The 16,753-nt window shown below is 70.2% G+C and carries 19 protein-coding genes, 1 tRNA gene, 1 other RNA gene and 2 pseudogenes; 15 read left to right on the top strand and 8 right to left on the bottom strand.

The features are described 5' to 3' along the window. Window positions 1-4 precede the first annotated feature (4 nt). Window positions 5-958, top strand: a pseudogene (locus HMF7854_RS16260) (acyltransferase family protein); the annotation flags it as partial. A 104-nt stretch (window positions 959-1,062) separates the two neighbouring features. On the opposite strand, the gene HMF7854_RS08795 reads toward HMF7854_RS16260, so the two are convergent. The 3 genes from HMF7854_RS08795 to HMF7854_RS08785 form a co-directional block, all read right to left on the bottom strand. Continuing rightward, window positions 1,063-1,146, bottom strand: a tRNA-Leu gene (locus tag HMF7854_RS08795). 75 nt (window positions 1,147-1,221) lie between these two features. Then, on the bottom strand, window positions 1,222-2,127 hold the full coding sequence (locus tag HMF7854_RS08790; RefSeq protein WP_126718756.1) for a LysR substrate-binding domain-containing protein: 906 nt from the start codon (window positions 2,125-2,127) through the stop codon (window positions 1,222-1,224). 207 nt (window positions 2,128-2,334) lie between these two features. Continuing rightward, window positions 2,335-3,843, bottom strand: coding sequence for a YifB family Mg chelatase-like AAA ATPase (locus HMF7854_RS08785; RefSeq protein WP_126718755.1), 1,509 nt, complete (start codon window positions 3,841-3,843; stop codon window positions 2,335-2,337). 126 nt (window positions 3,844-3,969) lie between these two features. On the opposite strand from HMF7854_RS08785, the gene HMF7854_RS15760 reads away from it, so the two are divergent. The 6 genes and pseudogenes from HMF7854_RS15760 (at window position 3,970) to yihA (ending at window position 7,530) form a co-directional block, all read left to right on the top strand. Continuing rightward, the gene (locus HMF7854_RS15760; protein WP_185829217.1) at window positions 3,970-4,389 is read left to right on the top strand and encodes a hypothetical protein; all 420 of its coding nucleotides are present in this window, start codon (window positions 3,970-3,972) and stop codon (window positions 4,387-4,389) included. An 86-nt stretch (window positions 4,390-4,475) separates the two neighbouring features. Further along, window positions 4,476-4,610 (top strand): 50S ribosomal protein L34, encoded by a 135-nt coding sequence (gene rpmH, locus HMF7854_RS08775; protein WP_037504084.1) that lies wholly within the window; start codon window positions 4,476-4,478, stop codon window positions 4,608-4,610. Window positions 4,611-4,624: 14 nt separating this feature from the next. Then, a pseudogene (gene rnpA, locus HMF7854_RS08770) lies at window positions 4,625-4,933 on the top strand (ribonuclease P protein component); the annotation flags it as partial. Beyond that, on the top strand, window positions 4,930-5,142 hold the full coding sequence (gene yidD / locus HMF7854_RS08765) for a membrane protein insertion efficiency factor YidD (RefSeq protein WP_126718754.1): 213 nt from the start codon (window positions 4,930-4,932) through the stop codon (window positions 5,140-5,142). The pseudogene rnpA and the gene yidD, both read left to right, overlap by 4 nt. A 16-nt stretch (window positions 5,143-5,158) precedes the next feature. Continuing rightward, window positions 5,159-6,874, top strand: coding sequence for a membrane protein insertase YidC (gene yidC / locus HMF7854_RS08760; protein WP_126718753.1), 1,716 nt, complete (start codon window positions 5,159-5,161; stop codon window positions 6,872-6,874). Next, window positions 6,874-7,530 carry a ribosome biogenesis GTP-binding protein YihA/YsxC gene (gene yihA, locus HMF7854_RS08755; protein ID WP_239016914.1) on the top strand — a complete coding sequence of 219 codons (657 nt, stop codon included), beginning with the start codon at window positions 6,874-6,876 and terminating at the stop codon, window positions 7,528-7,530. Before yidC ends, yihA begins: the two co-directional genes overlap by 1 nt. A gap of 37 nt (window positions 7,531-7,567) precedes the next feature. Here yihA and ssrA read toward each other — a convergent pair. Then, window positions 7,568-7,931, bottom strand: a transfer-messenger RNA (tmRNA) gene (ssrA, locus tag HMF7854_RS08750). Between the two features lie 85 nt (window positions 7,932-8,016). On the opposite strand from ssrA, the gene HMF7854_RS08745 reads away from it, so the two are divergent. The 3 genes from HMF7854_RS08745 to HMF7854_RS08735 all read left to right on the top strand — a co-directional run bounded on the left by HMF7854_RS08745 (window position 8,017) and on the right by HMF7854_RS08735 (window position 9,887). Then, a complete protein-coding gene (locus tag HMF7854_RS08745) occupies window positions 8,017-8,313 on the top strand; it encodes a hypothetical protein (protein WP_126718752.1) in 297 nt (98 codons plus the stop codon). Between the two features lie 88 nt (window positions 8,314-8,401). Next, window positions 8,402-9,142, top strand: coding sequence for an NUDIX hydrolase (locus tag HMF7854_RS08740; protein WP_185829215.1), 741 nt, complete (start codon window positions 8,402-8,404; stop codon window positions 9,140-9,142). A 25-nt stretch (window positions 9,143-9,167) separates the two neighbouring features. Beyond that, complete coding sequence (locus HMF7854_RS08735) at window positions 9,168-9,887, top strand: extensin-like domain-containing protein (RefSeq protein ID WP_126718750.1); 720 nt, start codon at window positions 9,168-9,170, stop codon at window positions 9,885-9,887. A gap of 81 nt (window positions 9,888-9,968) precedes the next feature. Here HMF7854_RS08735 and HMF7854_RS08730 read toward each other — a convergent pair whose 3' ends face one another. Both HMF7854_RS08730 and HMF7854_RS08725 read right to left on the bottom strand, forming a co-directional pair. Then, window positions 9,969-10,244, bottom strand: coding sequence for an SWIB/MDM2 domain-containing protein (locus tag HMF7854_RS08730; protein ID WP_126718749.1), 276 nt, complete (start codon window positions 10,242-10,244; stop codon window positions 9,969-9,971). Between the two features lie 78 nt (window positions 10,245-10,322). Continuing rightward, window positions 10,323-11,135, bottom strand: coding sequence for an LD-carboxypeptidase (locus tag HMF7854_RS08725; RefSeq protein WP_126718748.1), 813 nt, complete (start codon window positions 11,133-11,135; stop codon window positions 10,323-10,325). A gap of 47 nt (window positions 11,136-11,182) precedes the next feature. Between HMF7854_RS08725 and HMF7854_RS08720 the strand changes: the two genes are divergently transcribed. Genes HMF7854_RS08720 through HMF7854_RS08710 form a run of 3 tightly spaced genes read left to right on the top strand, consistent with a single transcriptional unit; the run spans window position 11,183 to window position 13,441 of the window. Then, window positions 11,183-12,574, top strand: coding sequence for a Mur ligase family protein (locus tag HMF7854_RS08720; RefSeq protein WP_126718747.1), 1,392 nt, complete (start codon window positions 11,183-11,185; stop codon window positions 12,572-12,574). Window positions 12,575-12,584: 10 nt separating this feature from the next. Then, window positions 12,585-12,956, top strand: a complete 372-nt coding sequence (locus HMF7854_RS08715) for a hypothetical protein (protein WP_126718746.1) — start codon at window positions 12,585-12,587, stop codon at window positions 12,954-12,956. Then, window positions 12,956-13,441 carry a 5' nucleotidase, NT5C type gene (locus HMF7854_RS08710; RefSeq protein ID WP_126718745.1) on the top strand — a complete coding sequence of 162 codons (486 nt, stop codon included), beginning with the start codon at window positions 12,956-12,958 and terminating at the stop codon, window positions 13,439-13,441. Before HMF7854_RS08715 ends, HMF7854_RS08710 begins: the two co-directional genes overlap by 1 nt. A 102-nt stretch (window positions 13,442-13,543) precedes the next feature. Here the strand turns inward: HMF7854_RS08710 and HMF7854_RS08705 are convergent, their stop codons facing one another. Both HMF7854_RS08705 and HMF7854_RS08700 read right to left on the bottom strand, forming a co-directional pair. Beyond that, window positions 13,544-14,095, bottom strand: coding sequence for a hypothetical protein (locus HMF7854_RS08705; RefSeq protein WP_126718744.1), 552 nt, complete (start codon window positions 14,093-14,095; stop codon window positions 13,544-13,546). Window positions 14,096-14,333: 238 nt separating this feature from the next. Beyond that, entirely contained in the window at window positions 14,334-14,546 is a 213-nt protein-coding gene (locus HMF7854_RS08700) for a hypothetical protein (protein ID WP_126718743.1), read from the bottom strand. Window positions 14,547-14,701: 155 nt separating this feature from the next. On the opposite strand from HMF7854_RS08700, the gene HMF7854_RS08695 reads away from it, so the two are divergent. Then, a complete protein-coding gene (locus tag HMF7854_RS08695; RefSeq protein ID WP_126718742.1) occupies window positions 14,702-15,964 on the top strand; it encodes a sensor histidine kinase in 1,263 nt (420 codons plus the stop codon). Next, on the top strand, window positions 15,957-16,706 hold the full coding sequence (locus HMF7854_RS08690) for a LytR/AlgR family response regulator transcription factor (protein ID WP_126718741.1): 750 nt from the start codon (window positions 15,957-15,959) through the stop codon (window positions 16,704-16,706). The genes HMF7854_RS08695 and HMF7854_RS08690 overlap by 8 nt, the downstream gene beginning before the upstream one ends. The last annotated feature ends 47 nt before the right edge of the window (window positions 16,707-16,753 follow it).

Genomic DNA, 16,753 nt, shown 5'->3' with positions numbered 1-16,753 from the left:
CCGGGTGACCCCCGGCCGGTTGGTCGGGCGCCGGCTTGATGGTAGAAGCTGCCCCGGGAGGTTCACGGGCAGGACGGTGGGGTACAAGCCTCAACTTGACGGGCTTCGCGCGCTCGCCGCGATCTTCGTCGTGCTGTTCCACAGCTCGGATCAGCACGGGCCCTTCTTCGGCGGCTTCGTCGGCGTCGACCTCTTCTTCGTCCTGTCGGGTTTCCTGATTACCTCCCTGCTGCGTCAGGAGATCGCCGCGAGCGGGACGGTCGATCTCACCCGCTTCTACTTGCGGCGGCTGTCGCGGCTCGGCCCGGCGCTCCTCCTGATGCTGGCGCTCTACGCGTTGGTCGCGCCGCTCGTCTGGCCGGGCTACCCGCACCTGCGCGACGCCGTCCTCACCGCCACCTACACCAGCGACTACAGCTTCAGCGTCTTCCGCATCCCCTTCTATCTCCAGCACAGCTGGTCGCTCGGGGTGGAGGAGAAATTCTACCTGCTCTGGCCGCTGCTGCTCCCGCTGGTCATGCGCCTGCGCCGGCCGGAGCAAGGGCTGCTGGTCCTCTTCGCCCTCGCCTCGCTGTGGCGGTGGAGCTTCGGCGATCCGCACGATTATTACTACCGCGCGGACACGCGGCTGTCCGGTCTCCTGCTCGGGAGCGCGCTGGCCTTCGCGCGCGTGCCGCTGCGCGGCATCGCGGTCCCGGCGCTTCTCCTGACGGCACTCCTGTTCCTCGGCCAATTCCGGAGCGCCAACCTGCCGATCACCCTCGCCGAACTGGCTGCGGTCGTTCTGGTGCAGGCGGCCGTCGATGGCCGAGTGCCCCTGCTCCAGCATCCGTCGCTGAGGATCTTCGGGAAGTTGTCTTACGGGATCTATCTCTATCACTACCCGATCGCCGCGGCGCTCCGCGCGCGCTTCGACGCCGCCGCCACCTTCGGGCTCACGATGCTCTTGTCGATCGCCTTGGCGGCACTGTCCTACGCGACGGTGGAAGCCCTGTTCCGAAAGGATCGCGAAAGGTTGGCCGGAGCCGCGCTCAGGGCGCGGGGCAGCTGCTCCGGCGATGATGGTGCCCCTGGTCCGACTCGAACGGACACGCCTCGCGGCAATCGATTTTGAGTCGATCGCGTCTACCATTCCGCCACAGGGGCACCCGCGTCACCTAGCCGCCGCGCCGCCGGTCGGCAACTGTGCGATGGCGGAGCGGAAGAACGGCCGAGCCGCGCTCAGGCGGCGTGGGCCGGCGCGACGGCGAACCGCTCGAACAGCCAGTCGTGGAAGAGCCGCACCGGGCGGCGGTTGAGCGCGCCGGGCAGGCAGACGAACCAGTAGCGGTAGGGGCTCGGCGCCGTCTGGGCGAAGACTTGGACGAGTCGCTGGTCGGTCGAGGAGGCGAGATGCCCGTCGAGCATGTAGGCAATCCCCATCCCGCCCGCCGCCGCTTCGAGGATCAGCTGCCCCGCATCGAAGCTGCTGGTCGACAGCGGCTCGAGGTCGGGCATGCCGATCGCCTCCTTCCAGATCCGGAACGCGCCGGGCAGGTCGCGGTGGAGGAGGATCGGCAGGCGCCGGATGTCGGCGGGAGAGCGTACCGCGTCGGGCCCCTCCAGCAGCTGGCGCGATCCCAGCGGGACGATCTGCCCGCCGGTGATGTGGCGGGAATAATATTGGTCGTCGATCCGCTCGGCGATCACGATCGCCGCGTCGAGCCCCTCCCGCAACCGGCCGAGCCGATTGGGCCCGGTGTCGAGGTCGAGACTGAGCGTCGGGTGCGACCGGCGCAGGTCGTTGACCGCGGGCATCAGCCGCTGGGCGGCGAACAGCGAGGGCATGGCGACCTTCAGCCGCATGCTGGTCGAGCCCCCGCCCGACCCGACCCGGTCGACCGCGTCGGCTAGCGCGTCGACGTGCGGCGCCACCTCGACGAGGAAGCGGTCACCGTTGCCGTTCAGCCGGATGCTGTTGTGCTGGCGATCGAACAGCGGCAGGCCGAGATATTGTTCGAGGCTCTGGATGCGGCGGGTGAGCGCGGGCGACGAGAGGGCGAGCGCATCGGCGGCGGCCTTGACCGACCCGAGCCGGGCAACGTGGACGAAGGCCTGGATGGATCCGAGGGGCGGCAATCGCCGCATGCGCTCTCCCTTGCTGCACTGCAGCGGATAGCGCGGAGCGGCCGCACTCGACAACAAAAAAAGGCCCTCCCGAAGGCCGGGAGGGCCATGAAGTTGAGGAGAGGATGCCGAAAATCGGCCTACACAAACTAGCATTCGCAACTTTTGCTGCAAGTGCGAAAAGGAGCTTGTGCGGTTGCAGAAAACGAACGCCGGGGTGAACTTTTCTCAGTTCACAGGCGCCTGCCGCCGGTAACTGAGCGCTTCCGCGACATGGATTCGACCGACCTGCCCGGCGCCGGCAAGGTCGGCGACGGTGCGCGCCACGCGGATCACCCGGTGGAAGCCGCGGGCCGACAGCCGCATGGCCGCGGCGGCTTCGGCGAGCAGGCGACGGCCCGGCTCGTCGGGGGTCGCCACCCGCTCGAGCAGCTCGCCATCGGCCTCGGCGTTGGTCCGAACCCCGCAGCCCTGGTAGCGCTCGCCCTGCACCCGCCGCGCCGCAGCGACCCGCGCCGCCACCGCCGCGCTGCCCTCGGCCGGGGGCGGCAGGGTCAGGTCCGCGGCGCTCACCCCGGCGACCTCGACGTGGAGGTCGACCCGGTCCAGCAGCGGCCCCGAGAGCCTTGCCTGATAGTCGACGGCGCAGCGCGGCGCCCGGCTGCAGGCGAGCGCCGCATCCCCGAGGTGGCCGCAGCGGCACGGGTTCATCGCCGCCACCAGCTGCACCCGCGCCGGGAAGGTCACATGGGTGTTGGCGCGGGCGACCGTGACGCTGCCGGTCTCGAGCGGCTGGCGCAGCGAGTCGAGCACCGCGCGCTGGAACTCGGGCAGCTCGTCGAGGAACAGGACGCCGAGGTGCGCGAGGCTGATCTCGCCTGGCCGGACGCGCAGCCCGCCACCGACCAGCGCCGGCATCGAGGCGCTGTGGTGCGGGGCCCGGAACGGCCGGCGACGGGTCATTCGCCCGCCCTCCAGCTCGCCGGCGACCGAGGCGACCATCGACACCTCCAATGCCTCGGCCGGGCTCAGCGGCGGCAGGATGCCCGGCAGGCAGGAGGCGAGCAGCGACTTGCCCGCGCCGGGCGGCCCGCTCATCAGCAGGTTGTGCCCGCCCGCCGCGGCGATCTCCAGCGCGCGCTTGGCGACCTCCTGCCCCTTGACCTGCCGAAGGTCGGGTCCGCGGCCGACCGGCTCGGCCTCCCCCGGCTCGGGCGGGCGCAGCCGCGAACTGCCGCGCAGATGGGAGAGCAGAGCCAAGAGATCGGGTGCCGCGAGCAGCTCCAGGTCACCGGCCCAGGCCGCCTCGCTGCCTTGCGCCTGCGGGCAGATCAGCCCCTTCTCCTCCTGCGACGCGTGGAGCGCCGCCAGCAACACCCCGGGGCTCGGCGCGATCCGCCCGTCGAGCTTGAGCTCGCCCACCGCGACATAGTGCGACAGCGTCTCGGGGTCGGCCGCGCCGAGCGCTGCCAGCAGCGCCAGCGCGATCGGCAGGTCGAAGTGCGAACCCTCCTTCGGCAGGTCGGCCGGGGACAGGTTGACGGTGATTCGCTTGGGCGGGAGTGCTAGCCCGATCGCGGTCAGCGCCGCACGGACCCGCTCGCGGCTTTCCGCCACCGCCTTGTCCGGCAGCCCAACGATCAGGAACTTGGGCAGGCCGGGCGAGAGCTGGACCTGGACCTCGACCGCCCGGGCTTCCAGCCCGAGATAGGCCACGGTGGAAACGGTCGCGACCATCAGATCGCGCCCGCCCGGCAATCACGCTGACGCAAGCATCCCCCTAGCTCGGCGCCTCCTTGTACCGCGGGCGGCGGCGGGTGCAAAGCCTTGCCGGACCCGCCCGCGGCGCCCACATGCGACCGCATGAGCAAGCCCGGTGCCTTCCGTCGATGGCTCGACAGCCGTTCCGGCCAGTGGATCCAGTTCGGGCTCGGGCTGCTCCTGCTCGCCGGTGCGGCGGTGGTCGGGCCGATCCCCGGTCCGGGCGGGATCGTCTTTGCCGCGGCCGGCCTGACCCTCCTCCTTCGCAGCTCGCTGTGGGCCCGCCGCCATTATGTCCGGTTCAAGCGCTGGCAGCCGCGCGCGGGCGGGTGGATGGACCGGGCGCTGCGTCGCCAGAGCGCGAAGCGGCGGCGCGAACGCGACGGTCAGGCCGGCGCGGCAGCGGTCGCCGGCGGCGGTCTCGGCGACCTTCCCGCGCCGCAGGGGTTCGAGCCGGTGCCGATCGATCCGGCTGCGGTCGAGATCGAGCCCGCGCGGCCGGGCCATGGCGGCCGGCGTTGACTTTCCCGCAAGCACGGCATAGGGGCGGCGCAACGGAGGCTGCCCGGCGGGCGGCCCTTTTTCTTTCAGCTTTCAGGGCATGAGTAATGAAGCGCACCTTTCAGCCGAGCAATCTGGTTCGCAAGCGTCGGCACGGTTTCCGGTCGCGGATGGCGACGGTCGGCGGCCGCAAGGTGCTGAATGCCCGCCGCGCCCGCGGCCGCAAGAAGCTCAGCGCCTAGTCCAGCTCCGCAAGCGCTCGGATTTCCTCGCCGCCAACGCAGGTAAGCGGGCGGCGATGCCGGGTTTCGTGCTGCTGGTCCGCCCCCGCGCGGACGGCTCGCCCGACAAGCGGATCGGCTATACCGTCACCAAGAAGATCGGCGGCGCCGTGGTGCGCAACCGCATGAAGCGGCGTTTCCGCTCGCTCGCTCGCGAGGTGCTCGCCGAGCAGGGGCTGGCGGGCGCCGACCATGTGCTGATCGGCCGTGCCGGCGGGATCGAGCGCGACTATGGCCTGCTCCGCGCGGAGCTGGTCAAGGCGCTCGGCAAGGTCACGCGATGATCGCCCGCCTGCTCATCCTGATCGCCCGCGGCTGGCAGAAGGGTCCGAGCGCGGTGATGCCGCCGAGTTGCCGCTTCCAGCCGAGCTGTTCGGCCTATGCGATCACCGCCGTCGAGCGCTATGGGGCGGCGCGCGGCTCCTGGCTGGCCCTGAAGCGCATCATGCGCTGTCATCCGTGGGGCGGCCAAGGCCCCGACCCCGTTCCGTAAAGAGGATCCTTCGAGCTTGAACGAGAACCGCAACCTGATCCTCGCGCTGGCGCTGTGCATGATCGTCTGGCTCGGCTGGCTGGTGCTTGGCGACCGGGTGGTGCCGACCTCCGCGCCGCAGTCGACCAAGGTCGTCAACGGCAAGCCGCGGCCGGTCAACGAGCCGAAGACCGCGACGATCACCCCCGCCAATGCCCCTGCGCAGTCGCTGCCGGCCGCGCTCGCCGCGAGCCCGCGCCTGCGCGTCGCGACCCCCAGCCTCGCGGGCTCGATCGCGCTCAAGGGCGCCCGCTTCGACGATCTCGTCCTGGTTCGCCACAGCACCACCATCGACCGCAACTCGCCGCCGGTCCGGCTGCTCAGCCCGGCCGGCGCGCCGGGCGCCTATTTCGCGGATTTCGGGTGGATCGGTCAGGGGGTTGCCGTGCCGGACGCCAACAGCCTGTGGACCGCCAGCGCGCCGCAGCTGACGCCCGGTCGCCCGGTGACGCTGAGCTGGAGCAATCCCACCGGCCAGCGCTTCGAGCTCGTCGTCAGCATCGACGACGGCTATCTCTTCACCGTCCGGCAGCGCGTCGCCAACGGCGCCGCCGCGCCCGTGCAGCTGCGCCCCTACGGGCTCGTCAGCCGCGCGACCAAGTCGATCGACCCGTCGACCTGGACCAACCACGTCGGCCCGGTCGCCTTCCTCGGCGGCAAGGCGGACTATGGGATCGACTGGAAGACGCTCGACCAGGACGGCCCGCAGAAGCTCGACAGCAACGGCGGCTGGCTCGGCTTCGGCGACAAATATTGGCTGACCGCGCTCGCCCCGGCCGGCAACGGATCGATCGCCACCAGCTTCCGCACCGGCCAGGCCGGCGGCTACCAGGCCGACTATGCCAACGAGCCGGTGCAGGTCGCGCCCGGCCAGGTGGCGACCACCACCACCCGCCTGTTCGCCGGCGCCAAGGAGAAGGCCTGGCTCGACCGCTACGAGGACGAGGGCATCACCAAGCTCTCCAAGGCGATCGACTGGGGCTGGTTCGAATGGTTCATGCGGCCGATCTTCTCGCTGCTGATCTGGCTGTACGGCGTAGTCGGCAACTTCGGGCTGGCGATTATCTGCCTCACCCTGATCGTCAAGGCGATCATGTTCCCGATCGCCAACAAGCAGTTCCGCTCGATGGCCGGGATGCGCAAGGTACAGCCCAAGATGAAGGCGCTGCAGGAGCGCTACAAGGACGACAAGCCCAAGCTCCAGCAGGAGATGCTGAAGCTCTACCAGACCGAGAAGATCAACCCGGCGGCGGGCTGCCTGCCGATCCTGATCCAGATCCCGATCTTCTACGCGCTGTACAAGACGCTGCTCATCTCGGTGGAGATGCGGCACAAGCCGTTCGCGCTGTGGATCCACGACCTCTCGGCGCCCGATCCGCTGACCCCGGTCAATCTGTTCGGCTTTCTCCACTTCACCCCGCCGCACATGTTGGCGATCGGGGTGCTGCCGATCCTGTTCGGCCTGACCATGTGGGTTCAGCAGAAGCTCAACCCGCAGCCGATGGACCCCGCGCAGCAGCAGATCTTCGCGCTGATGCCGGTGGTGATGACCGTGGTCTTCGCGCCGTTCGCGGCGGGCTTGCAGCTCTACTATGTCGTCAACAATCTGCTGACGATCGCCCAGCAATGGTTCCTGCTGCGCAAGTACAGCGACGACACGCCCGCGCCGGCGACCACGGTGGCGGCCCGCTAGTGGAACCGGCGGAGCGGCAGGAACGCGCGCGCAAGCTGTTCGCCGGCCCGGTCGAGTTCCTCCGCTCGGCCCCGGCGCTGGAGCATCTGCCCGATCCCGCGGTGGCGGAGATCGCGCTCGCCGGCCGCTCCAACGTCGGCAAGAGCTCGCTGCTCAATGCCGTCACCGGGCGCAACAAGCTGGCCCGCGCCTCCAACACGCCGGGGCGGACGCAGGAGCTCAACTTCTTCGACGTCGGGAGGCCCCTCGCCTTCCGGCTGGTCGACATGCCCGGCTACGGCTTCGCCGAGGCGCCGCGGGACATGGTCAAGCGCTGGCGCTTCCTCATCAACGACTATTTGCGCGGCCGCGCCGTGCTCCAGCGGGCGCTGGTGCTGGTCGACAGCCGCCACGGGCTGAAGGACGTCGATCGGGACGTCATGAAGATGCTCGACGAGGCGGCGGTCTCCTACCACTTGGTCCTGACCAAGGCGGACAAGGTCAAGCCGACCGAACTGGCGAAAACCATCAACGCCGTGCGGACGGAGGCGGCCCGGCACGTCGCCGCGCATCCGCAGATCATCGCCACTTCGAGCGAGAAGGGCGACGGCATTCCCGAGCTTCGCACCGCGATCGTCGACGCCGCGCTGGGGGTGGAGGTCGTCGAGGAAGAATGAGTGGGGAGCTTCTGTTGCCCGGTGCTCCCCGTACCGCTGGAATCCCCTTCTGTTGCCCGGTGGGGTCCGACCGCGCTTAAGCTTTGTAACCTTGTCCGTTAGGACTCAGTTACGCGGCAATCGCGAGCGCCTCGTTATCGTTGGCACTTGTGAGAATGGACCGTTAGCGGCGGTTCCATGCCGACTGGCAACCAGGCCTTTACTGCACTCGTCGATCCTGTTTCGCCCCCATCAGCAACGGCGCCCTAGAGCCCCCGCTCGTGTCCCGAGCGCCGCTGCTGGTGGAGGCGCCGGGGTACTGCCCCCCGGGTCCGAAATGCCTATTTCACCAAGCAATCTACCAGCGTAGCCGGTTTCCCGGCACGGCCAATCTAGTCGCTCGGGCGAGTCGGAACAAGCCCGGACAGCGAGAAAGCGTCTTCACGGCGGGGCGTTCCCGCTGTTACAGGCGGCTCGGTTCAACTCGCACTTTGAGGGAAGTCGTTGATGAAGAAAGTTGCTTTCGCCCTGCTGGCCACTGGCGCGCTGGGTCTCGCCGCGTGCAACAACAATAACCCCGACCAGGTCAGCGGCAACGTCGAGACGAACAGCGCCATGACCGTCAACGACACCAGCGTGAACGAGCAGGTCGAGGCGGTGAACGCCGAGGCGGAGGCGCTGGGCAACCAGGCGGCCGAGCTCAACCAGGTCGCCAGCAACAGCGCGGCGGCGAACGGCAGCGACAATGTCGCCGAGAACGTCACCAACAGCGACAGCAACGCGCGCGACGTCAACGCGATGTAAGCGCGCCCGCTCGGGCCCGACGAAAAGGCCGGCGCCGATCGGGGCAGCCGGCCTTTTTTTGTGCGCGGCCGCTGCCTAGGTGTCGGGCATGAGCGACACCGCCATTCCCGCCGCGACCCTGGTCGTCGTCCGCGACCGGCCTGCGGGCGCGCCCGAGCTGCTGATGGTCCAGCGGACCGCCACCATGGCCTTCGCGGCGGGCGCGATGGTGTTCCCGGGCGGCCGGATCGACGCCGCCGACCGCGACCAGGCCGGCGACGACGAGCTCGGCGCGGCGCGGGTCGCCGCGATCCGCGAGACGCTCGAGGAAAGCGGGATCGCGGTCGGCCTCTCGCCCCAGCCCGATCCCGCGGTCGCCGCCGAGTTGCAGCGCCGCCTGCACGCGGGCGCCGGCTTCGCCGCGCTGCTCGCCGAGCATAGACTGGCGCTCGATCCCGACGCGCTCACCTTCTTCACCCGCTGGCGACCCAGCTTCCGCCACGCGCGGATCTTCGACACCCGCTTCTTCCTCGCCGCCGTGCCCCCCGGCGACTGGACCCCGCTGGCGCAGGAAGGCGAGTGTGCGGACGCGTTGTGGATCACGGCCGAAGCGATGCTCGACCGTATCGGACGCGGCGGGGCTCAGGCGATCTTCCCGACGGTCCGCAACCTCGAGCGGCTGGCCCGCTTCGCCAGCCACGAGGAGGCGATCCGCGACACGCTCGCCCACCCGGCGGAACTGGTCAGCCCCTGGGTCGAGGCGCGCGACGGGGTCGACCATGTCTGCATTCCGTCGGGGATCGGCTATCCGGTGACGAGCGAGCCGCTGAGCAGCGCCGTGCGCGCCTGAACGCCGCGCTGGGCGTTCACCCGCGGTGCGCCGCGCCCTCCTCTTCTTCATCCTGCTGACCGTGGCGGCGGTCGCGATCATCGAGCTGGCGGGGTGGACCGGGCGCCATCCGCAGGACCTGCCGTGGACCCGGCTTCGCCTCGGCGATCCGCCCGGGCGCTTCACCGCCGAGAAGCTCGCCGCGCTCCGCGACGATCCGGCCCAGTGCCTAGCGCTGCTCGCCGAGGCGGGCGCGGCCGACCGGCCCGCGGCAGCGGTGGACGCCGGCCCGGACTGCCGCTTCGACGATGCGGTCCGGATCCTGCCCGGGGGCAGCCGCAAGGCGGATTTCCGCCCGGCGTCGCCGCTCGCCAGCTGTCCGCTCGCGGCCGGCCTGCTGCTGTGGGATCGCGACGTGCTCCAGCCCGCCGCGCACGACCTCTACGGCGAGCGCGCGGTCCAGCTGCTCCATGCCGGCACGCTCAGCTGCCGCCGCCTCTACGGACGGAAGGCCGGCGCCTTCAGCGAACATGCGACGGCGAACGCGATCGACCTGGTCGGCGTCCGGCTCGCCGGTGGCCGGACGATCCTGGTCGGCAGCGGCTGGCGCGGCGGCGATCCGCGCGCGGCCGCCTTCCTCCACCGGCTCCGCGACGGTGCGTGCGGGCTGTTCACCACCACCTTGTCGCCCGACTACAACAAGGCCCACCGCGGCCACTTCCACCTCGACCTCGCCCGGCACAGCGGCTGGAGCGCGTGCCGCTGAGCGGATTCGGGCGCGCCGGACGTGAAAAAGGGCCCGCGCGTGTCCCCGCGCGAGCCCTTCTCGTCCGCCTGGAGGCGGACCCTACTTGAGGTGGTTAGACAGATGCTTGTTCATCTCGAACATCGTCGCCCGATCCTTGCCGAAGATCTTCTTCAGCTTGTCGTCGGCGACGATTTCCCGCTTGTTCTGCGGGTTCTGCAGGTTGTTCTTGCGAATATGGTCCCACACCTTCGAAACCACTTCGCTGCGCGGCAGCGGCGACGTGCCGACGATCGCGGCGAGATCCGGCGACGGGGTTACCGGACGGGCAAGCCCGCCTCCTGCCTTGCGCCCAGTCCCGCTCGATGCTTTTGCCATGAGGCCCTCCTGTTGAACTCTGCGCAAGGTAGAGCGTAGTTCAACGCGCTTTGCAATGGCTCTGCGGAAGGGGAAAATTCAGCCGTCGCGGAGCGGAAACGGGACGATCCGGTTGGCGGCGTCGTGGCCGATGTCGGCATGGCCAAGATACGGGATCCCGCTTCGCCCGCACCAGTCGCGGACGATCGCCTCGGCGTCGCCGCTCCAGCGGGGCTCGTTGTCGGGAATGTCGCTGAGCCGGCCCATGCGAATCCCGCGCAGCCGCCGAACGCCGGCCTGCCCGGTCAGGTGAAACATCATCCGGTCGATCCGGTAGTGATGCTCGGCGAGGTCCTCGATCAGCAGCTCGGCGCCGTTCCACTCGGGTTCGAGCGCGGTGCCAAGAAGCGAGGACAAGACCGTCAGATTGAAGGCGAAGGCAGGGCCACCCAGCCCAGGTTCGAGCGCCTCCGGCGAGCCGCCTGCCAGCCAGTCGAGCGTTCGTCCGACCGCCTTCTCGCCGCCGCTGCGCGCGACGTCCTGGACCATCGGCCCGTGCGCTACCGGAGCGCCGGCGCGGTGCAGCGCGGCGAGCAGGAAGCCGCCGTCGCTGTACCCGACATAGCGCTTGGTCAGCGCGGCGGGGGGCAGGTCGGCCGCCGCCGCCGCGGCGATCCGATTGGATCCATAGCCCCCGCGCGCGAACCACACCGCGTCGATCGCAGGATCGGCCGCGACCTCGCGGAAGGCGGCCAGCCGGGCGGCGTCCGCGCCGGCGAAATGCCCGTCGGAGAGGAAGCACTGGGGATGGATCAGCAGATCGGCATCGCCGCGCGCAGCGACGATCCCCTTCACCGCCGCCGCCGCGTCGAGCTTCAGCGTGCAACTGGGTGCCACTACCGCGATTCGCATCCCCACCCCATTTGTCTTGGCGCCGAAGCTCAAATAGGGCGGCGGTGATGACACAATCCAGCTTCTTCTTCTGCGGCGTCGGCGGCAGCGGCATGCTTCCCCTGGCGGCGATCGTGCGGGCCTCGGGAGCGAGGGTCGCCGGGTCGGACCGCGCGCTCGACGCCGGCCGCCTTGCCCCCAAGTTCGACTATCTCCGCTCGCTCGGCATCCGCCTCTTCCCGCAGGACGGCAGCGGGCTCGCCGAGGAGATGGTGCTGGTGACTTCGGCCGCGGTCGAGGAGACGATCCCCGACGTCCAGCGGGCGCGCGCGCTCGGGCTCGAGCATCTCACCCGCCCGCAGCTGCTCGCCCGGCTGCTCAACCAGGCCGGCCGCAGCGTCGCCGTCGGCGGGACCAGCGGCAAGTCGACCGTGACCGGGATGATCGGCTGGATCCTCCACGCGCTGCACCGCCAGCCGACGGTGATGAACGGCGCGGTGATGAAGAATTTCGTCTCGCCCGCGACCCCCTTCGCCAGCGCGCTGGTCGGCGACCCCGAGCTGTTCGTCTCCGAGGTCGACGAGAGCGACGGATCGATCGCGCTCTACCGACCCGACATCGCGGTGCTCAACAATGTCAGCCTCGACCACAAGGAAATGGACGAGCTGCGCAGCTTGTTCGGGGCCTTCCTCAGCCGCGCGGCGCGGCCGGTCGTCAATCTCGACGACCCGGAAGCGCGCGCGATCGCCGAGATCCTCAAGGAGCCGATCGGCTACGGGTTCGACAGCCCCGGCGCGGCGGTCCAGGGCCGCAACCTCGAGCTTGTGCCGGGCGGGAGCCGCTTCTCGGTCACGATCGCCGGCGACACCCACCCGGTCGAGCTGCAGGTGCCCGGTCGCCACAACGCGCTGAACGCGCTCGCCGCGCTCGGCGCCGCCCATGCGCTCGGCCTTCCGCTGGCGGAGACCGCCCCGGCGCTCGGCCGCTTCGCCGGGCTGAAGCGGCGGCTCGAGACGGTCGGCGAAGCTGGCGGCGTGACGGTGATCGACGATTTCGGCCACAACCCTGACAAGATCGCCGCGACCCTCGCGACGCTGACCGCCGCGCCCGGGCGGCTGCTCGTCTTCTTTCAGCCGCACGGCTACGGCCCGCTCGCCAAGATGGGCGAAGAGCTCGCCGCCACCTTCGCCCGCGGCCTTCGCGGCGACGACCTGCTGATCCTCTCCGACCCCGTCTACCAGGGCGGGACCGTGGACCGCTCGCGCGGATCGGACTGGCTCGCCGCCGCGGTCGAGCGCGCCGGCGGGAAGGCCGAGCATATCCCCGAGCGGGCCCGGATCGGCGAACGCCTGCTCGAACTCGCCCGCCCCGGCGACCGCATCGCGGTGATGGGCGCCCGCGACGACACGCTGAGCGAGTTCGCCGCCGAACTCGTCGGGAACCTCGCCGACCGCGGCTGATTGGAGCGGCATGGCCAGGCCCGGAACCGTGATCGGCTGGAAACTCGACCGCGCCGAGCGCGCGTCCCTGCTCGAGCGCTTCCCGCCCGCCTATGCCGAGGTCGTCGCCGACCATGTCACCCTCGCCGTGAAGCCGGGGGCCGAGCGGCCAGCGCCGGTGCGCGCGGTGATCGTCGGCCGGGCCGACGACGGCGACGGGGTCGAATGCTATGTGGTGACGATCGACGGTACCGCCGACCGGCCGGACGGCTCCACCTATCACATCACCTGGTCGCTGGGCCCGGGCCGCACCGCGCGCGAGAGCAACGACGTGCTGAAGGCGCAGGGCTGGCAGGAACTCGACCATCCCGTCCCGGTGCCGGTCGCCCCCGCCCGCTTCTGATGGACCGCCCGCGGCTGTTCCTCGACTGCGACGGCGTGCTCGCCGACTTCGACGCGGGCGCCCGCCGGCTGCTCGGCACCGACGCCGAGACCTTCCAGCAGCGCCACGGCCGGCGCGACTTCTGGCGCCGCCTGGCGGCCGCGCCCGACTTCTACGCCCGGCTGCCCGAGATGCCCGACGCGCGTGCCCTGTTCGCCGCCGTCCGCCATCTCGAGCCGACGATCCTCACCGGCCTTCCGCTCGGCAACTGGGCGGCACCGCAGAAGCTGCGCTGGGCCGAGGAGCATTTCCCCGGCGTCTCCATCATCACCTGCATGGCGCGCGACAAGCATCGCCACATGAGCGGCGCCGACGTGCTCGTCGACGACCGCGAGGACCACCGCCACCGCTGGGAGGAAGCGGGCGGGATCTTCGTCCACCATCGCGATGCGCCCACCAGCATTGCGGCGCTCGCCGAGATCTATCCGGGGCTGCGGCCGGCTTAGTCTGGTCGGCACCCCTTCGGCAGCAGGATCTCCACCACCGAAGCCCCAACGAAACAGGGCGAGTCCCCCGGCCCGCCCTCTTCCTGTCGTCGCGGTCGAGCGTCAGGCCGCGGCCTTGACGTCCACCTTCTCGACCCATTCCGGCCAGAACACCGGCTCGCGGTTCGACCAACCCGGCGCGGTTGCCGCGCTCTCGCTGATCGACTGGAGCAGGCTCCGGCGCCGGTCCGGATGGAGGTGCGGGAGCGCCGCGGCCGAGCAGAAGGCGCTCGGCAGCCACGGCCGCACCGCCGCGCCCAGCAGCCGCTCGTATAGGAAGCGGTAGGCGGCGAAGTTCGGCAGCCGGTCCTGGCCGAGGTCGAACGCGCTCAGAGTCACCAGCAGCCCGAGGAACGGCTCGATCATGTCGAGGCCGCTGTCGTCCGGCACCTGGTGGCGAAGCGTGTCGATCTGCTTGTAGAGCCGGGTCTGCGCCCGGATCGATGCCGCTTCCGCCTCGTCGCGCGCCCAGCAGCCGATCGCATCGCGTCGGCCGTAGGCCACGTCCAGCGAGCGGCGGATGTACCGCTGCGTCGCCTTCGGAAAGCTGGCGAACTCCTTCAATTCCGTGATCAGCAGCGTGCCGCCAGCCGGCTGGCTCGTCCGCGTCGTCATGACCCCGACTCCTTTTGCCCGAGCGAGATCATGTTGTGGTAGCGCTTGCAAAAAGCTTAACCACGATCCCACCCCCCGTTCAGATTGAGCCGGAGCGGACCGTCTTTCGCAAGTCCAATTTCTCACCGACCACTAGATCATGTGGTCGTGTCACTTCCCTGCAACTTTTAGTTGAATCGCTCCCGTAACGGTCCGCTCTCCAGCTTGATTTTGCCGGAGAGCGGAAATGCGGGTCCCGTCAGTCCGGGAAGCCCGACGAGGCGACCGGCTCGTCGGCGGTCCCGGGCTGCGAGGCCGCCGGGGGGTCGGACGCGTCCATCGACTCGTCGCTGCCGACGTCGACCTTGGTGTCATGATCGGTCGGGTTTTTGCGCAGCCGGTGCTCCAGCTCTCGCTCGGGAGGTCCCGAAAGCACCGGTTCGCGGATCGTCTGCTGTTTGTCGTCGGCCACGGAAACGTCTCCTTGTTCCCGATTTCAAACGTGCGCCCATTTGCTCTGTTCCGCCCCGAAACGACCACTCGCTTTTCGACCAGCCGCGCGCCCCGCTCTGCCGGCGCCGAAGCGGCCGATTGCCTGTTCCCGCGCGTCCCGGCACAATCGGCGTGATGAACATGCCCTTCCTCGCCACTCGCCCGGCCCGGGCCGGCGCGAGCGAGCCCGGCCAGGAGCGCCGCCGCTTCGGCGAGTGGCGGATCGCGCTCAAGTCGATCCTCGGCTTCTGGGTCGTCTACGCGCTCACCGTCGTCGCCCGCGGCTGGCTGGCCGGAGATCTCCAGGGAACGCTGTCCGACAAGAGCTTCATGATCCTCGGCGGAGTCGTCCTGACGGTCGGGATCTACGCCGCGATCGAGCTGGTCGCGCAGGACGCGACGATCCGCCGCCGGGCGCTGGTCGCGGGCGTCTCCTCGCTGCTCGCCGCCTGCCTTCAGGCCGGCGTGCTCATGGTCTCCGATCGCTGGCGCGACGAGCACAGCCGAGAGGAGAGCCGCTACCAGGCGCGCGAGGGCTTCACCGTCATCCAGCGCGGACCCGAGATCCGGATCGAGCGCACCGCGCAGGAGCCGCTCGTCCTCACCCTGCCCAAGATGAGCGCGCTCAACCAGCGCGAGCAGCTCAAGATCGCCGCCGACGCCGCGGTCATCTGGCTCTTCTTCTTCGCCGCGTGGAGCGCCTTCTATCTCGCCACCCTCGCCCAGTCGGAAGCGCTCGCCGCGCAGCGCCGGCTGGCCGGGGCGGAACGCGCCGCGCAGACCGCGCAGATCCGCGCGCTCCGCTACCAGGTCAATCCGCACTTCCTGTTCAACACGCTGAACAGCCTCTCCTCGCTGGTCCTGTCGGGCCGTCCCAACGAGGCCGAGGCGATGATCCTCAAGCTGTCCAACTTCCTCCGCTCGACGCTGACCGCCGATGCCACCGCCGACGTCACGCTGGCCGAGGAGATCGCGATGCAGCGCCTCTACCTCGACATCGAGACGGTCCGCTTCCCGCGCCGGCTGAAGGTCGAGGTCGACGTTCCCGCGGAGCTGGAGAAGGCGCGGCTGCCGGCGCTGCTGCTCCAGCCGCTGATCGAGAATGCGATCAAGTACGGGGTGTCGCCGACCCGCGACAAGGTCGTCCTCAGCATCGTCGCGAGGCGCGTCGACGACCGGTCGGTCCAGCTGGCGGTGACCAACCGGACCTCCGGCGGCGCCCAGTCCCGCCCGTCGCGGCACGCGGTCATGAACGAGAGCACGGGGGTCGGCCTCGCCAATGTCTGCCAGCGCCTGCAGGCGCGCTTCGGAGCGCGCGCCGAATGCCACCACGGCCCCCTCGACGAAGGAGGGTTCGAGGTGCGGATGACCATGCCGTTCGAACGGGCCGATGGCTGAGCCGGTTCTCAAGATCCTCATTGCCGACGACGAGCCGCTCGCGGCCGAGCGGCTGCAGCTGCTGCTCGCGCGGTGCGAGGGCGTCGATCTCGTCGGCACCGCGAGCGACGGAGACGGCGCGGTCCGGATGGCCGAGGCGCTCAAGCCCGATGTGATGCTGCTCGACATCGCCATGCCCGGGCTCGACGGAATCGATGTCGCCCGCGCGATCGCCGCGCGCCGACCGGGCCCGGCGGTGGTCTTCATCACCGCGTTCGACCAGTTCGCCGTTGCCGCCTTCGACGTCAACGCGGTCGACTATCTGATGAAGCCGGTCGAGCCGCAGCGGCTGGGCCGCGCGATCGAGCGGGCCCGCGCCTATCTCGAGCGGAATCCTCCGGGCACCGCCCCGACGCCGGCACCCGGCACCGGCTTCCTCGAGGAGTTCTGGGCGTCGGACCTGTCGGGGCTGGTGCGGATCGCGGTCGCCGACATCGACCGGGTCTCGGCCGAGCGCGATTATATGCGGCTCCACGTCGGGCAGCGCAGCTGGCTCATCCACCATTCGATGAACGCGCTGGAGGAAGGGCTCGACCCCGCCATGTTCGTCCGCCTGCACCGCTCGGCGATCGTCCGCCGCGACTTCATCACCGGCTTCCAGCGGGTGCCCTCGGGACGGTGGATCGCCCGCCTCAACGACGGGGCCGAACAGCCGGTCGGGCGCCTCTACGCCGATGCGGTCCGGGCGATGGTCGGCCGCTGACCGGCTGGCGGGTTCGCCCGCGCGGGGCTGGGGAGAAGCCGCGCGGG

The organism is Sphingomonas ginkgonis (assembly GCF_003970925.1).
GTDB classification, from domain to species: domain Bacteria; phylum Pseudomonadota; class Alphaproteobacteria; order Sphingomonadales; family Sphingomonadaceae; genus Sphingomicrobium; species Sphingomicrobium ginkgonis.
This window is presented reverse-complemented; position numbering and strand designations above follow the sequence as displayed.

What these genes read in the sequence shown, in the direction of transcription:
- HMF7854_RS08790 (WP_126718756.1), bottom strand. Translation starts at nt 2,127, where the DNA reads ATGCGGCGATTGCCGCCCCTCGGATCCATCCAGGCCTTCGTCCACGTT.
- HMF7854_RS08785 (WP_126718755.1), bottom strand. Translation starts at nt 3,843, where the DNA reads ATGGTCGCGACCGTTTCCACCGTGGCCTATCTCGGGCTGGAAGCCCGG.
- HMF7854_RS15760 (WP_185829217.1), top strand. Translation starts at nt 3,970, where the DNA reads ATGAGCAAGCCCGGTGCCTTCCGTCGATGGCTCGACAGCCGTTCCGGC.
- rpmH (WP_037504084.1), top strand. Translation starts at nt 4,476, where the DNA reads ATGAAGCGCACCTTTCAGCCGAGCAATCTGGTTCGCAAGCGTCGGCAC.
- yidD (WP_126718754.1), top strand. Translation starts at nt 4,930, where the DNA reads ATGATCGCCCGCCTGCTCATCCTGATCGCCCGCGGCTGGCAGAAGGGT.
- HMF7854_RS08745 (WP_126718752.1), top strand. Translation starts at nt 8,017, where the DNA reads ATGAAGAAAGTTGCTTTCGCCCTGCTGGCCACTGGCGCGCTGGGTCTC.
- HMF7854_RS08740 (WP_185829215.1), top strand. Translation starts at nt 8,402, where the DNA reads ATGAGCGACACCGCCATTCCCGCCGCGACCCTGGTCGTCGTCCGCGAC.
- HMF7854_RS08730 (WP_126718749.1), bottom strand. Translation starts at nt 10,244, where the DNA reads ATGGCAAAAGCATCGAGCGGGACTGGGCGCAAGGCAGGAGGCGGGCTT.
- HMF7854_RS08725 (WP_126718748.1), bottom strand. Translation starts at nt 11,135, where the DNA reads ATGCGAATCGCGGTAGTGGCACCCAGTTGCACGCTGAAGCTCGACGCG.
- HMF7854_RS08720 (WP_126718747.1), top strand. Translation starts at nt 11,183, where the DNA reads ATGACACAATCCAGCTTCTTCTTCTGCGGCGTCGGCGGCAGCGGCATG.
- HMF7854_RS08715 (WP_126718746.1), top strand. Translation starts at nt 12,585, where the DNA reads ATGGCCAGGCCCGGAACCGTGATCGGCTGGAAACTCGACCGCGCCGAG.
- HMF7854_RS08710 (WP_126718745.1), top strand. Translation starts at nt 12,956, where the DNA reads ATGGACCGCCCGCGGCTGTTCCTCGACTGCGACGGCGTGCTCGCCGAC.
- HMF7854_RS08705 (WP_126718744.1), bottom strand. Translation starts at nt 14,095, where the DNA reads ATGACGACGCGGACGAGCCAGCCGGCTGGCGGCACGCTGCTGATCACG.
- HMF7854_RS08695 (WP_126718742.1), top strand. Translation starts at nt 14,702, where the DNA reads ATGAACATGCCCTTCCTCGCCACTCGCCCGGCCCGGGCCGGCGCGAGC.
- HMF7854_RS08690 (WP_126718741.1), top strand. Translation starts at nt 15,957, where the DNA reads ATGGCTGAGCCGGTTCTCAAGATCCTCATTGCCGACGACGAGCCGCTC.